We start from the raw sequence: 15162 nt of genomic DNA, 5'->3' as shown, positions 1-15162 counted from the left end.
TTAATTCTCACGCTTTTCATTTGTGTAACTTGAAATAAATGGAGAATACACAATGTAAGAATTTTACTGGCTTTTCACTCGTGTTTTTTCGGAACGACTTATTCACACTGGAACGGCCTCGGAGCCGTAAGGATGTTAGAGAGGTAGGGCTGACATCGTTTAGGTTTATAAAACCTACTGGTGGAAATTGTACCGCGGCATATTTAATTAAGAAATATTTAAATTTTTACATTAAGACAGCATAATGAACTTGCAGTAATTCAAGTTACGATAAATCCTAAATAAGCAAAAGAAGGCAGGGGAGCTATTCCTCTGCCTTCGTCCAATTTTCGGGATACTATTGGATCACTATCGCTTGTTTGCCCATTTGCTCCCAGGCATTGATAAAGTTTTCGCGGTTTAACTTTTTATTCTTTGTACCGTATGGGTCATTGATGTAGATGTAGGACTGGTCGTAGCCGGTGATGACTACGCTGTGTTCGCTGAAGGTGATATCGATTTTTCCCTCTGGGGTATTCCAGGTTTGAAATACGTTTACTGGAGCATAGTTTACGGTCGTGATAATCCATACTGGATGTCCTTGGTTTACTTTTTTCAACAGGTCTGTAAATGGACTGCCCGTTAAATTTATGGCACGTTCCCCAGCATATTTTTTTGCAAGCTCGTAAACGGGGCCATTGTACACCCCAAGTCCCGGCCCGTGTGCCATATCTCCAACAAATCCGGTATTTGGATTTCCTTTTAGACCATTTCTGTAAGTAAACGGAACTGTTTTAATATTTTCAGCAAGTTCATTTTTAGTCACTTTGATTCCATTATATTGCATTACCATTGCAAGGCTTGTCACTTCACAGCCATTATAGAGCAGCGGCTTATCCATTTGATTAATCAACGGGACATCAAGCAGTCTGCTCTCAGGTAAAATAGGACTATCTTTTTGAAGCGCTATCTGGCGTGTTTTTAGAGGCGGTGCTTCCAAAATCGATTCTGTTGCCGATCTAATTGCTTGAACCCCAATGATGGTTTTTGTACCAAAAAGAGTCGCTATGATAACAATAAGAACAATAATCGTTTTCTTCATATTTGAAATACCTTTCCTGTAATCTTTTCAATTTAAATATTGTACTAATATATTAATATATTACTATACCAAACATTAAAAGAACCTAAAAGAGGAAAAGTTTCCAAATGAAATCCAGAGGCTGTATCAGATATTAAGATAGATGAAAGGACAGCCTCTTAGAAAAAATTTATATTTTCACCTTTCTTTCATTGATTTTCCGGATCACTTGGTTGATCACTTCGGAGAAAACTAACCCAAAAGCGATGGTGCCCGCAAGCATCAAAACCTGAGCAGCAGACCCAAGTGCCGTGTTATAATTCTCCTCCACAAAATTTCTCATGGCATTATATGCGAGTCCCCCCGGAACTAATGGAATAATTCCCGCAACACTAAAAATAATCACAGGGGTTTTATATAACTTTGCCAATTCCTGGCTAAGTACAGCTATAAAGATCGTCGCCAGTAATGTCCCTAAAACAGGATCATCATAATACCCATCTACAAGATAATAAACCAGCCAGCCGCCTGCACCAATCAAACCACATTTCACTAAGGTATTCTTTGGTGCATTAAATAGGATGCCAAATGCCCCTGTTGCAATAAAGCTGGTTATAACCTGAGCTAAAATATCCACTTTCCCAAGACCTCACTCACAAGAATTTCAGTATTACGGCAATTCCAGCCCCAATGGCAAAGGCTGTTAGAAACGCTTCGGCACCTTTTGATAATCCGGAAACCAGGTGACCTGCCATTAAGTCTCTAATGGCGTTGGTCACTAATAAGCCGGGAACTAACGGCATGACTGACCCAATGATGATTTTATCCAGTTGATGGCCAACGCCGATTATTACAAAAAGCAAGGAAAGTAGCCCAATCACGAATGAAGCCAGAAACTCAGAGAAAAACTTGATCGGCACGAAGCGATGGAAATAAACAAAACTTAAATAACCTGCACCACCGGCAATCATTGAAGGCAAAAAATCATTCCATTCTCCCATAAACATAATCATAAAACAACCGCTTGCCAAAGAGGCTGCCGCGACCTGTATCCTGAATGGGAAGAAAAGGTCCTTGTCTTCAATTTCCTTTAGCTGTTTCATCGCCTCTTTACTATCCAAATCACCGTTTGATATTTTTCGAGAAATACTATTCACGATAGCGACCTTCTCTAAATCTGTCGAACGCTCTGAAATTCTGATCAGCTTGGTTTTTGTAGGTTCGGACCCTTCAGCGGAAAAAATAATGCCTGTTGGCGTAACATAGCTATGTGACTTTTCAATCCCGAACGAGGCTGCCATCCGCATCATTGTATCTTCCACCCGATAGGTCTCCCCGCCGCTCTGCAGCATAATCTTCCCCGCAAGAAGACAAACCTCCATGATTTCATACGTTCGTTCTGATTCATTATTCATCTATATCTCACCACATCAATTTCAACATTTGATTAATAGTTTAATTCAAAAACAAGTTTTAAGGCAATTTTCACTCCGTTTATGATTAATTTTTACTATTTTTAAAAAATTCACAAAAATTCTCTTGAATACAAAAAAGAATGAAATATAATAGTATTGATTTTAATCGTGAAAGGTGGGAATATCAATGAAAGCGCTTAAATCGGTTTTGATCTGGGGAGTCATCGCCGCCCTAGGAGCAGCAGGTTTTGCAGTCATGGCCTTAAACAGAGGCGAAAGCATCAGTGCCATTTGGCTGTTAACAGCAGCTGTCTGCGTGTATGCCATTGCTTATCGTTTTTACAGCAAGTTTATCGCGGAAAAAGTCTTTCAATTAAACGATAAAAGGAAAACCCCTGCTGAAATTCATAACGACGGAAAAGATTTTGTTCCAACCAACAAATGGGTTTTATTTGGTCACCATTTCGCTGCTATTGCCGGTGCAGGTCCCTTAGTTGGTCCTATTCTCGCAGCCCAAATGGGATATTTGCCTGGAACTCTTTGGATTGTCGTTGGTGTTGTTTTGGCCGGTGCTGTTCAAGACTTTGTTATTCTTTTCGCATCCATGCGCCGTAATGGTAAATCACTCGGTGAAATGATTAAAGAAGAAATGGGCAAAGTTACAGGTGTCATTGCGATGATTGGGATTTTAGGAATCATGGTTATTTTATTAGCGGTTTTAGCCCTCGTCGTCGTAAAAGCGCTTGTAGGAAGCCCTTGGGGAATGTTCACGATCGCAGCAACGATTCCGATTGCAATATTAATGGGAATTTACATGCGGTTTATCCGTCCGGGCCGCGTTGGCGAAGCATCCATCATCGGTATTGTTTTACTATTACTTGCGTTAGTTTTCGGACAGACAGTTGCCGAGAATCCAACGTTAGCAGCCATGTTTACGTTTAAAGGCGAAGCCATTGCGATTATGATGATTGTTTATGGTTTTGTTGCATCAGTATTGCCAGTATGGCTGCTGCTTGCACCGCGCGACTACTTAAGTACGTTCTTAAAAGTTGGCACAATTATGGGACTGGCCATTGGTATTGTCGTAGTTGCTCCACATTTGGAAATGCCTGGTGTAACGAACTTTATTGATGGAACTGGACCAGTATTTGCAGGAAACCTCTTTCCGTTCTTATTTATTACTATTGCCTGCGGTTCTGTATCCGGATTCCATGCCTTAGTTTCCTCCGGTACAACGCCTAAGATGATTGAAACGGAATCACACGCCCGTCCAATCGGCTATGGTGCGATGCTGACAGAATCGTTTGTTGCCGTTATGGCGATGATTGCTGCCTGTGTGCTGCATCCTGGTGTATATTTTGCAATTAACAGTCCAGCAGCCTTAATCGGAACTGACGTTACCCAAGCTGCTTCTGTTGTATCCAGCTGGGGCTTTACGGTCTCTCCTCAAGATTTAGCGAATTATGCTAAGGATGTAGGGGAAGCTTCGATTCTCTCGAGAACTGGCGGTGCCCCGACCCTAGCGATTGGTATGGCGGTTATTTTCTCAAAAGTCATCGGTGGAAAGGCATTAATGGCATTTTGGTACCATTTTGCGATTCTTTTCGAAGCATTGTTCATCTTAACAACGATAGATGCCGGCACTCGTGTTGGCCGCTTTATGATCCAGGATATTTTAGGGACTGTTTATAAACCATTTGCGAAAACTGAAGCGCTGTTTCCAAATCTTATTGCAACCGCTTTATGCGTTCTTTTCTGGGGTTACTTCCTGTATCAAGGTGTTATTGACCCGCTTGGCGGCATTAATACATTATGGCCGCTGTTCGGTATAGCCAACCAAATGCTGGCTGGAATCGCCCTGCTCTTTGGAACTACGATTCTCTTTAAAATGGGCAAAAAAGCGTATGCATGGGTTACCCTGCTGCCGACCGCTTGGCTGTTAATCGTTACGCTAACAGCAGGCTGGCAAAAGCTATTCCATGAAAATCCAAAAATCGGCTTCCTTGCTCATGCCAAGATTTTCAAAGAGGCAAATGATGCCGGCAAGGTTCTGGCACCAGCAACTTCTCCAGGACAAATGAATCAGGTACTGATCAATGATTACGTGGATGCCACACTAACGGCCATTTTCATGGTTGTTGTCATATTGGTATTAATCGCGGCTATTCGAATTTGGCTGCAGGTGTTAAACGGAAAAAAATTACCGGTACACGAAGAACCTTTTATACCTCGTACCGAAGGGGATTTGAAGAAATATGCTTAGTCGCTTGAGAAAGCTAAACGCTTACCGTAAGCAATTTGTTAGTTTGCTGGTTGGGGTTCCAAGCTATGAAACATATGTAGCCCATATGGAATCACACCATCCTGACGAGCCGATTAAAACTCGGAAGGAATTCTTCTGCGAGGCTCAGGATGCGCGTTACAATGCAAAGGGCGGTAAAGTTTCACGCTGCTGTTAAAACAGACAAAACAGCCTAATACCCGAGGACGGGTTTTTAGGCTGTTTTTTTATTAATTGGCGGCAGTAATTGCGGAAAGTTTAATTTAGATCCAGCGGTCTCAGCTTTTCTTCTATCTCTTTTCGGCGAGTCTCCAAAAATGGCGGCAGTGCCAGCTTTTGACCCATTGTTTCCATCGGTTCATCTTTTGCAAAGCCTGGCTCATCTGTTGATAATTCAAACAAAATGCCATTTGGTTCTCTGAAATATAGTGCTTTAAAATAGTAACGTTCTACTTTTCCTGAGTTCGGCAAACGATAATCCTTTAAACGTTGTGCCCATTGATTATATTCATCTTCATTTGGAACGCGGAAAGCAACATGATGAACTCCCCCACGGCCTAATCGGGCTTTTGGCAAATCAGGCCTTCTTTCAATATGCACTTCTGCACCACTGCCTCCTTCACCTGTTGCATAAACTAATATTTCAGGAAAATCTCCTTCAAGTGATGGGTATGATCCCACATATCGAAACCCCATTACTTCAGTTAGCACACCAACAGTTGGTTCGGCAACCCCAACAGTGAGGGTAACAGGCCCTAAACCTATAATGGCGTGTTCCGTTGGAATATCTTCCCTTATCCAAGGAACCCCCGGCCTAACACCTTCTTCACCATTATCGGCGACAAGTATTAAACGAGTCCCATCGAAATCCTTGAAGGCTAATGTATCTCGATTTGCTCTTTTTTCAATATTATCATGTTGTACACCTGCTTGTTTTAATCGTTCCTTCCAAAACAATAAAGAATTGGTTGTTGGAACTCTTAAGGATACAGTGGAAATATCTGAAGTTCCCCTATATGAACTTCCAAGATTAGGAATGTCAAAAAAGGTCACCTCAGTACCGGGATTTCCTTCTCCATCCGCATAGAAAAGATGATAAGACGATGTATCATCTTGGTTTACCGTTTTCTTCACCAATCGCATTCCTAAGATTTTTGTATAAAACTCATAATTTTTTTCTGCATTTCCGGTCAAAATCGATACATGATGTAACCCTAAAAGTTTCATTTCTTCCACTCCTTACACTCTTATTTTTTCAAAGTCGGTTAGAATAAATGCAATTATCTCGAATTCGAGATATTATTTCGAATATAACCTTCAATTACCCTAAACAGGATATCTTGAAGTTGAGATAATAGTAACCCTTTTACATTTACATGTCAATAGACTTTCTATTAGCGACTAAATGAAAACAAACTCCCACTTGGTTTACGAAAGCGAGAGTTTTACGTTCTTATGGGACATAACTGCGGGCCATCCATTCCTGGTGGCTTTGTAGCTAAAATCTACTCCCCAATATTGTTCTCAAACCATTCCTGCAATTCTTGTAATGAGGTAAAAGAGAAGATTTCTTCTCCATTCTGGCCATTATCAAAACCGGTGTTTCCCCTTAACGTAATCATCCCTTCATCCTCTGAAATCAGAATCGCATAGGGATGATTCACATTTATGTACCTGGCATCCAAATCATTATCAATCCAGTTTTTACTTCGCAAAAAAGTTTCACAATGATTCACGCAAAATCACTCCTTCACTAAATATTGTTCCAAAAATGCAACAAAAAAAGAGACAAAAAAATTGTCTCCATTAAAGATTTTTTTCGATAAATTTTAATGTTTTTTCGATAATTACCTGCTGGTCGTTATCAAGTGTGGCCACATGATAGCTGTCTTTCAACCGATGAAGTCCTTTAACCTCTGAGCGAATGTCATCATAAATGATTTGCGAATTATCCGGCGGGACGACATGGTCTTCATCAGAAACAAAAATTAATACCGGGCAGGTAATTTTGTGAAGGGTTGCTTTTACCTCTTCCATAAAGGTCAAGATTTCCTTCACAGATTGAACCGGTGTTTTTTCATAGGCAAGTTCCACGACACCCGGCTTTTTAATATCTGAACCGATTGCATCTAAATAACGTACATCTTCTAATTGGCGGACTGGTAACATGGCCGGAATATCAACAGCTGCATTAATAGGGATAATCGCGCGAATTTCCGGATGGGTTTCAGCCATATACAAGGTTAATGTTCCGCCCATTGATAAACCAGTCACAAAAATCGTGTCACAGCGTTTCTGTAGCCACTGGTAAGCTTCCTCTACCGAAGTAATCCAATCTTGATATGTTGTTTGCTCCATATCTTCATAATGTGTTCCGTGCCCTTTTAAGCGCGGCCCGCACACCGTGTAGCCTGCTTTGGCATAAGCCTCCCCAAGCGGGCGCATGCTTTGGGTGGACCCCGTAAAACCATGTGAGACCAAGATACCGACACGATTTCCTTCAAAATAAAACGGTTCAGCACCTTCTAGAACTGGATATTTTTCAGACATGAACTTCCCTCCCGTATAAATTTTCATATACGTTTAAAATATTCGCTGCAAATACCTTTTTCCCTTTCTTTTATAAAACTATCTAATAATCTCTTTATGTATGTTTAACAATAGTTATAGGACAAATTGTAGTGTGCGGGAATATTTTTTCTTATATAATGATAATGGAGTAAAAATTTTTCGAACTATACAATAACGCTTCATAAAGGAGATTAACCCAATGACTAAAACCTCATACTATCTCGGTGTTGATATTGGTACAACAAGTACAAAGGCAGTTCTTTTTGCGGACAAAGGGAAAGTTATCAGCATGCATCATGTTGAATATCCTTTATACAGCCCTGCTCCATCCATTGCAGAACAGGATCCGGAGGAAATTTTCCAAGCTGTCCTGGAAACGATGAAAGCAGCTGTCAAAAAGGGCGAAATCAATACGGAACAGCTTAAGCTTGTTTCCTTTAGTTCCGCTATGCACAGCCTGATCGCCATGGATGATAAAGGTAAACCAATTACCCGCTGCATTACGTGGGCAGATAGCCGCGCTACGGAAACAGCTGAAAAAATTAAAAACGAATTAAATGGGCTTGCCATCTATCGTCGAACCGGGACACCAATTCATCCTATGTCACCGCTCGCTAAAATTACTTGGTTAAAAGAGGACCATCCTGAAATCTTCAGCAAAACCAGCAAATTTATCGGCATAAAAGAGTACATATTCTTTAAGCTGTTTAATCGTTATGTTATGGATTATTCCATCGCCTCTGCCACAGGGCTGTTTAACCTCAAACAGCTTAATTGGGATGCAGAAGCACTGAGCGTTGCCGGTATTACCACCGAACAATTGCCTGAGCCAGTTTCAACAAAGTTTTATTTGACCGGCTTAAAAAATGAATATGCCGAGGAGCTTGGAATATCAGGGAACACTCCATTTGTAGTTGGAGCAAGTGACGGCGTTCTCTCCAATCTTGGCGTCAACGCCATTGACCCAGGAGTAATGGCTGTCACGATTGGCACCAGCGGCGCGATTCGGACTGTAACGGACAAGCCAGTGACCGATCCAAAAGGAAGAATTTTCTGTTATGCATTAACTGAAAATCATTGGGTTGTCGGCGGTCCAGTCAACAACGGAGGGATGACCTTCCGCTGGGTTCGCGATCAGCTTGGCTGGTCTGAGATTGAAACGGCAAAACGCCTAGGCATCGACCCTTACGATGTCTTAACGAAAATTGCCGACAGGGTCTCACCAGGTGCAGAGGGGCTCATTTTCCATCCGTATTTGGCGGGTGAACGTGCACCTTTATGGAACGCCAATGCCCGCGGTTCGTTTTTTGGACTTGGCCTTCATCACAAAAAAGAGCATATGATTCGTTCTGTCCTTGAAGGTGTCATTCTAAATTTATATACCGTTATGCTAGCCCTGCAGGAAATGATTGGCGTTCCGCAAAAGATTCAAGCAACTGGCGGGTTTGCCCGGTCAGAATTGTGGAGACAGATGATGGCTGATATTTTTAATCAGGAAGTGGTCGTGCCGGAAAGCTTTGAAAGTTCCTGCCTAGGTGCTATTGTTCTTGGCATGTATGCACTTGGGGAGATTGAAGATTTCTCAATTATGTCGGAGTTGGTCGGTTCTACCCATGCCCATCAACCGATTGAAGAGAACGTGGAAATTTATCAGGATCTAATCCCGATTTATATCCGCCTTTCCCGTTTGTTAAGCGAAGAATACAGCGCCATCAGCAGCTTCCAGCAAAAATGGGTAAGGTAATCACCAATGCTGGAAAACTGTCTGGGAAAAATTCGTTCTTATTATGCTAGACTTAGTGAAAAAGAAAAAAAGATTGCTGACTACATCTTGGACAGTCCTGAAAAAATCATTCATAACACCATTAACGAAGTGGCAGAGGATTTGAATGTCGCCGATGCCACTGTTTTTCGGTTTTGCAAAAGGATTGGCTTCAAGGGGTACCAGGCAATGAAAATTGCCCTCGCTTCTGAAATATTTGAACCTATTCAACAGATTCATGAAGAAATTAAGGAAGATGATACTGAGAAGACGGTAGCAGTGAAAATTTTCCAATCCAATATTAGAGCATTGGAAAACACCTTGCAGATTCTCGATGGGCCTTCTATTCAAAAGGCAGTTGATTTATTATTGCAGGCTGACCGGGTTGAGTTCTATGGAACGGGCGGCTCAAATGTGATCGCCATGGATGCTTTCCACAAGTTTGTCCGGACAGGGATTAAAGCATTTGCCTTTATCGATTCCCATTTTCAGCTTATGTCTGCCTCTCAGCTTGGCGAAAAAGATGTGGCTGTGGTGATTTCTCATTCGGGAACAAACAAAGACACCATCAATATTTTAAAAACAGCGCAAAAAAATGGCGCCAAGACAATTGGTATTACTAGTTATCCAAAATCACCAATTGGGCAAAACGTGGATGTTGCTCTTTTTACAAGCTCTGAAGAGACCGAATACCGCTCTGAAGCACTGTCTTCGAGAATCGGCCAATTAAGCCTGATAGACGCTCTTTATGTCAACATGATGATCCGCAATAAGGAAAAGGCCAAAAACTCACTTGATAAAGTTAGAGAAGCCATTTCTAACACACGAATATAAATCTAAAAGAGGATGCCTGTTTGAGGCATCCTCTGCTTTTTTACTTAGACAAACATATTCACTATAAGTGCCCCAAGGAAAGCGACAAAGGCAAGAATAGTTTCGAGTACCGTCCACGTTTTAAAGGTTTCTTCAAGAGACAGCCCTAAGTATTCTTTCACCATCCAGAAGCCAGCGTCATTCACATGAGAGAACATTAATGAACCTGCACCCGTTACAATAACCAGCAATTCTAAATTGACTCCGGACATTCCGGCAACAATTGGTGCGACGATTCCGGCAGCAGTCGTTAATGCTACTGTTGCTGAGCCGGTTGCAATCCGGATTAAACCGGCAATCAAAAAGGCCAGAACGAGTGGAGATATATTTAAATCCTGAGACATGTCAGCAATAACTTTCGCCACGCCGCTGTCAATCAGAATTTGCTTAAATCCGCCGCCGGCACCAATAATTAAAATAATTGAACCGACTGGTATAATACATTCTTCCACGAGTTTCTTAATTAAGTTCCTATCCATTCCATGACGGAAGCCAAGGAAATAAAAAGCCAAGAAACAAGAAATCAAAAGAGCGATGACCGGGCTGCCGATAAAGGACAACACTTTTTGCGCACCGGTTGAAAGATGCAGATAAGGCGCTGCTGTTCCTAAAATCATTAAAATGACCGGCATTAAAATTGATAGGAAGGAAATACCAACACTTGGAATAGACTTTTTATCGGCATGATCGTCAATTTTCACCAAGGTTGGTTCGCCGGTTGGGACTACCCGTTTATTAATAATCCATGCAAATAACGGTCCGCCAATAATCCCCGCTGGAATTGCAATAATTAAAGAATATAGCAATACTTTACCAAGATTAGCCCCATAAATTCCAATTGCCGCAATCGCCCCTGGATGCGGCGGAACAAGACCGTGTGTAATGGACAAACCTGCAATGGCTGGCAGACCAATCAATAAAATATTTTGTTTAGACGCTTTTTGAATGGAAATAACCAGCGGTAACAGAATTAAAATTCCAACTTCAAAGAATACTGGAATACCGATAATGAAGCCTGAGAAAAACATCGCCCATGGAAGCTTCTTTTCGCCAAATGCCTTAATAAAGAAATTAGCGATTTGCAATCCTGCCCCAGATTCAGCAAGCATTTTACCTAGAATTGTCCCTAATGCCAAAATGCCTACTAAGTGTCCTAACACTCCTCCTACCCCTGCTTCATATGAAGCGACAATTTTATCCCAGCTCATTCCGGAGAAGATAGCCAAGAATAGCGCTGCGACCATTAAACTAATAAATGCATGCCATTTAAACAAAGAAACTCCTAATATGACAATGATGATTGCCAGCAGTGTAATGAGTAACAAATATGCATCCATAATAACTGCCACCCTTCTGTGATGTATTAACATAATAAATGATATGAAAGCAGTTTCAAGCAAGACTCATTATACGGAAAAATATTTCTTGAATCAATACATTTTTTGAAAAAAATATTTATCATATAAATAGTATCCATCATCAGGATACAATCTCTTAATTCCCTAAATGTCACCTTATTATTTTTCAAAAAATGCATAGTTATACTTAAGCCTCCCACCTGGAATAATGGAGACAACAAATTTCCTATTTAAATTTTTCTGAAATTTCGGTAAAATAATATTTAGAGAAGCGAAATAATTACAGAAAGAAGTGTTATCTAACTTGAAACAACAGGACCAGACAAAACGAAATTTGGCCATCATGTGGTTTGCCAACTTTTTTGTAGCTGGCAGCATGACAATGGTTCTGCCGTTTATCTCCCTGTACATCGAGTCACTGGGTGATTTTTCGAAGCAATATGTCCAGCATTGGTCAGGCTTAACATTCGGTATTACATTTGTGTCCGCCTTCCTCTTTTCGCCGATTTGGGGCCGGATCGGCGACCGTTATGGCAGAAGAAAAATCCTGATCATTTCCGGAATGGGAATGGCTATCTCAATTCTGTTAATTGGGTTTGCCCAATCGGTTTGGCAGCTTTTCATGCTCCGCTTTTTTATGGGCTTCTTCTCGGGATTTATTCCGATGTCTCAGGCACTTATCTCTACACAAACACCGAAGGAAATTGCCGGCCGCGTCCTCGGCACTCTGCAAACCGGAAGTATTACCGGTTCCTTATTAGGCCCAATGCTCGGAGGGATTCTTGCGGATACATTTGGTTATGCAGACACCTTTAAGTGGACTTCCGTTACGATTTTCCTTTCGGCCCTGCTTGTGCTGGCAGTGAAAGAAGTACGAATGGAAGTAAAAAAGGGAGTGAAGTCCCACTATTCAAGCAAAGAAGTTGTCCAGCATATCATCCATAATCCGATCATGCTGACTGTTTTGCTTATCTCAGCCCTTGTCCAAATCGCCCATTTTAGTATTCAGCCAATTCTATCATTATTTGTCGGCGAACTTCATGGCCCTAAAAATATCGCGTTTTATTCAGGAATTGCTTTTTCTGCTGCTGGCCTGGGAAATTTATTGATGTCTAGAAGATGGGGAAAAATTGCAGATAGACACGGTTATATTAAGATTTTGGTGATTCTCCTTTTCCTTGCAGGAATTATTTACTTACCTGGAGCAGCAGTTACAAATCTTTGGCAGCTGGTCATCATTCGGTTTGTTCTTGGGGTTGCCATCGGTGGGATTATTCCGGTGCGAATCGCTTATATCCGTCAGGAAGCACCTCTTGCCATGCAGGGCGAGGTTCTTGGCTATAACAACAGTCTGAGGTTTCTCGGTAACATCATTGGCCCTATGCTCGGCGGCTTTATTTCAGGATATCTTGGTTTTTCGGCTGTATTTATCAGTACCAGCGCATTATTAATCATTAGCGGTGTGATTTTGCTCGTATCCATGCATAAGCATCCTGAACTGGCAAAGCATACAGCATAAAGGGTGAGCAATTGTGCTCACCCTTTTATCATGTTATTGGATCTGTTGCAGCTGCAATTCATACACTTTTAAATTGGCATAAACAGCTTCTAAAACCGGAACCTGAATTTGTTCTTTACGGGCGGCAGTTAATAAATACCCATGAAGATGATCCGCTTCTACAGAAAGCTGCTTCTCCATGTCCCGCTGCATCGAGGATTTCATCGCATATCCCAAGCTATCAATCTGATTAAGTTGAAGTGCTGCAATATCTTCAGGCAGAGGGGCGCCAATTTTGTTCATGACGGAAATGATTTCTTGTGACAGTTTTTCGATAGTTGCCCGTCCGCTTGGCATTTCTCTGATTGGTCCAATCGGCGCCCTCATCAGAGTTGTAATTCCTGACATCATCGAAATAAACAAATATTTGTTCCATAAATCCTGATTAATGTTCTCACTTAGCCGATAGCCAGACCTAGTGCCGCTGAAGGCATCTTCAACTTTTAAAATTCTTTCTGTCTTTTCACCGGTTAATTCACCAAAGACAATATCGTGTCTTGGGCTTGTTTGGATGATTCTTCCCTCTTGGTCTAGGGTAGTTTCAATAAAGCACAGGCCGCCAATGATCCGTTCTTGGCCGAACTCATTTGCTAATTGTTCGATATGGGAGATACCGTTTAATAATGGAAGAATGGCTGTCTTTTCATTTACATATTGCCGGAAGCTATCAATGGCACCTTGCAGGTGATAGGCTTTTGTCGAGAGCAGGATTAAATCAAATGGACCCGCTTCTTCCCCCGACAAAATTGTTTTTGGTGTTAGCGTGACGCTGCCATGAATACTATCAATGACAAGTCCGGTTTGGTCCAGCTGCTTCTTTCTTCCTTCTCTTACTAAAAATGTGACATCAACGCCTTTTTCCTGCAAGCGTCCGCCAAAATATCCGCCAACGGCCCCTGCGCCAACAACTAAAATCCTCATGCTACAAACCTCCTATGTATAAATTGGTCTATGTTTCTAGTATAAGGGAATTATTAGTAAAGATTAAGCAAAAAAGCAAGATGATGTGTCATCCTGCTTTTAAATATTGGTCTGCCGTTTTGTAAAATCAATGTCTTGATAGTAGCTGTTTTTGACAAGAATATTTGGGCCAAGGCACTTTACGGATGGACAGTGGCAGCTTAGTTCCTTGGCCAGATTGGAGGACTGCCATGTTTGATAAGCATCTTGAAGCTTTGTCGTTTGAATATTACCAAGCGGAGGAGTGTCACCAAAATCAGTTACAATGATATCCCCGTTGAAGATGTTAACATTTAGACGGGAGCGGCCGTCGGGGTCGTTTCTGACTGTAACATTTTTACTGGAATCTAGCCGTTTTAATAGATTAAGGTCCTCCTCTTTATTACTGCACGGATAAAACGGTATCGTGCCAAACAGCATCCAAGTATTTTCATCCCTGATGTCCAGTAAATGATGGATTGAGTCTCGTATTTCAGCGAGTGTCAGCACTTCCAAATTGCTGGCAAAGTCACTTGGGTACATTGGGTGCACCTCGTGCCTTTGGCAAAGCATCTCATCGACAATTTGCCGGTGAATTTTTTCAAGATGCGGCAGTGTCCGCTTGTTTAACATTGTTTCGGCGGATACCATAACACCTGCTTTAACAAGCTCGCGGCTATTTTCTATCATTCTTTCAAAATATCTTGCCCGTTGCGAGTATTCTGGCTTTTTTTCCATTCGGGCAAAACCGCCCTCGACAAAATCATCAATCGTGCCCCAGTTATGCGAAATATGTAAGACGTCCAAAAAAGGAATGATTAATTCATAACGGTCGAGGTCTAGCGTTAAGTTGGAGTTGATTTGTGTCCTAACACCTCGTTCATGTGCGTATTTTAAAATGGGAACGACATAATTTTTCACCGAGGAAAGAGAGAGCATCGGTTCACCGCCGGTAATGCTTAGCGCTCTGAGTGTCGGGATTTCCTCCAGTCTTTGTAAAAGCAATTCGAGTTGAAGCGCCTCTGGGTCCTTTGTTTGCAAGGTATAGCCGACCGCGCAATGCTCGCAGCGCATATTACATAGTGTTGTGGTGGTGAATTCGATATTGGTCAACTGCGGCTTTCCGTACTGTTCAATGTCGAGATAGGCTTCCCAAGGATCATACTGTGGGGAAATTTTCTTCATAGTTTTCATGATTTGCTCCTTTAAATCGGTTCTAACAAACTTAATTATTATAGCCGATTTGTGGATTGGTTGGTATACAAAAGCTTATGAACACCAAAACGTTTATATTCAGAAGGATGTTTTTCGATCTGCATCATCCGTTCATCGACAAATTGCCGGG

The 15162-nt window shown here is 41.6% G+C and carries 14 protein-coding genes; 5 read left to right on the top strand and 9 right to left on the bottom strand.

Annotation, left to right across the window (positions count from 1 at the left end):
* Positions 1–337: 337 nt before the first annotated feature.
* From ACZ5AE_RS05315 to ACZ5AE_RS05305, 3 genes are all read right to left on the bottom strand, one after another.
* Positions 338–1081, bottom strand: coding sequence for a C39 family peptidase (locus ACZ5AE_RS05315; protein WP_464570160.1), 744 nt, complete (start codon positions 1079–1081; stop codon positions 338–340).
* 169 nt (positions 1082–1250) lie between these two features.
* Entirely contained in the window at positions 1251–1697 is a 447-nt protein-coding gene (locus ACZ5AE_RS05310; protein WP_464570158.1) for a threonine/serine exporter family protein, read from the bottom strand.
* Between the two features lie 16 nt (positions 1698–1713).
* On the bottom strand, positions 1714–2475 hold the full coding sequence (locus tag ACZ5AE_RS05305) for a threonine/serine exporter family protein (protein WP_464570156.1): 762 nt from the start codon (positions 2473–2475) through the stop codon (positions 1714–1716).
* A gap of 187 nt (positions 2476–2662) precedes the next feature.
* Here ACZ5AE_RS05305 and ACZ5AE_RS05300 point away from each other — a divergent pair, with 187 nt between their 5' ends.
* Together ACZ5AE_RS05300 and ACZ5AE_RS05295 are read left to right on the top strand one after the other, a co-directional pair.
* Positions 2663–4738 carry a carbon starvation CstA family protein gene (locus ACZ5AE_RS05300; protein WP_464570154.1) on the top strand — a complete coding sequence of 692 codons (2076 nt, stop codon included), beginning with the start codon at positions 2663–2665 and terminating at the stop codon, positions 4736–4738.
* Positions 4731–4934: a YbdD/YjiX family protein gene (locus tag ACZ5AE_RS05295; protein WP_464570152.1), complete on the top strand. Its 204-nt coding sequence runs from the start codon at positions 4731–4733 to the stop codon at positions 4932–4934. Before ACZ5AE_RS05300 ends, ACZ5AE_RS05295 begins: the two co-directional genes overlap by 8 nt.
* Positions 4935–5014: 80 nt before the next feature.
* Here ACZ5AE_RS05295 and ACZ5AE_RS05290 read toward each other — a convergent pair whose 3' ends face one another.
* The 3 genes from ACZ5AE_RS05290 to ACZ5AE_RS05280 form a co-directional block, all read right to left on the bottom strand.
* A complete protein-coding gene (locus ACZ5AE_RS05290; RefSeq protein WP_464570150.1) occupies positions 5015–5983 on the bottom strand; it encodes a ring-cleaving dioxygenase in 969 nt (322 codons plus the stop codon).
* A 278-nt stretch (positions 5984–6261) separates the two neighbouring features.
* Positions 6262–6492 (bottom strand): hypothetical protein, encoded by a 231-nt coding sequence (locus tag ACZ5AE_RS05285; protein ID WP_213146516.1) that lies wholly within the window; start codon positions 6490–6492, stop codon positions 6262–6264.
* Positions 6493–6562: 70 nt separating this feature from the next.
* Positions 6563–7306 (bottom strand): alpha/beta hydrolase, encoded by a 744-nt coding sequence (locus ACZ5AE_RS05280; RefSeq protein WP_464570148.1) that lies wholly within the window; start codon positions 7304–7306, stop codon positions 6563–6565.
* 220 nt (positions 7307–7526) lie between these two features.
* On the opposite strand from ACZ5AE_RS05280, the gene gntK reads away from it, so the two are divergent.
* Together gntK and ACZ5AE_RS05270 are read left to right on the top strand one after the other, a co-directional pair.
* Entirely contained in the window at positions 7527–9071 is a 1545-nt protein-coding gene (gene gntK, locus ACZ5AE_RS05275) for a gluconokinase (RefSeq protein WP_464570146.1), read from the top strand.
* Between the two features lie 6 nt (positions 9072–9077).
* Positions 9078–9923: a MurR/RpiR family transcriptional regulator gene (locus tag ACZ5AE_RS05270; protein ID WP_464570144.1), complete on the top strand. Its 846-nt coding sequence runs from the start codon at positions 9078–9080 to the stop codon at positions 9921–9923.
* A gap of 44 nt (positions 9924–9967) precedes the next feature.
* On the opposite strand, the gene ACZ5AE_RS05265 is transcribed toward ACZ5AE_RS05270, so the two are convergent.
* Positions 9968–11299 (bottom strand): GntT/GntP/DsdX family permease, encoded by a 1332-nt coding sequence (locus ACZ5AE_RS05265; protein WP_464570142.1) that lies wholly within the window; start codon positions 11297–11299, stop codon positions 9968–9970.
* Between the two features lie 313 nt (positions 11300–11612).
* Here ACZ5AE_RS05265 and ACZ5AE_RS05260 point away from each other — a divergent pair, with 313 nt between their 5' ends.
* Positions 11613–12839 carry an MFS transporter gene (locus ACZ5AE_RS05260; protein WP_464570140.1) on the top strand — a complete coding sequence of 409 codons (1227 nt, stop codon included), beginning with the start codon at positions 11613–11615 and terminating at the stop codon, positions 12837–12839.
* A gap of 33 nt (positions 12840–12872) precedes the next feature.
* Here the strand turns inward: ACZ5AE_RS05260 and ACZ5AE_RS05255 are convergent, their stop codons facing one another.
* Complete coding sequence (locus ACZ5AE_RS05255; protein WP_464570138.1) at positions 12873–13799, bottom strand: ketopantoate reductase family protein; 927 nt, start codon at positions 13797–13799, stop codon at positions 12873–12875.
* 99 nt (positions 13800–13898) lie between these two features.
* Positions 13899–15011: a radical SAM/CxCxxxxC motif protein YfkAB gene (yfkAB, locus tag ACZ5AE_RS05250; protein ID WP_464570136.1), complete on the bottom strand. Its 1113-nt coding sequence runs from the start codon at positions 15009–15011 to the stop codon at positions 13899–13901.
* Positions 15012–15162: the final 151 nt, after the last annotated feature.

The organism is Neobacillus sp. S1227, assembly GCF_055385255.1.
Note: the sequence above shows the minus strand (reverse complement) of the source record. Positions and strands in the feature narration are given on the sequence as shown.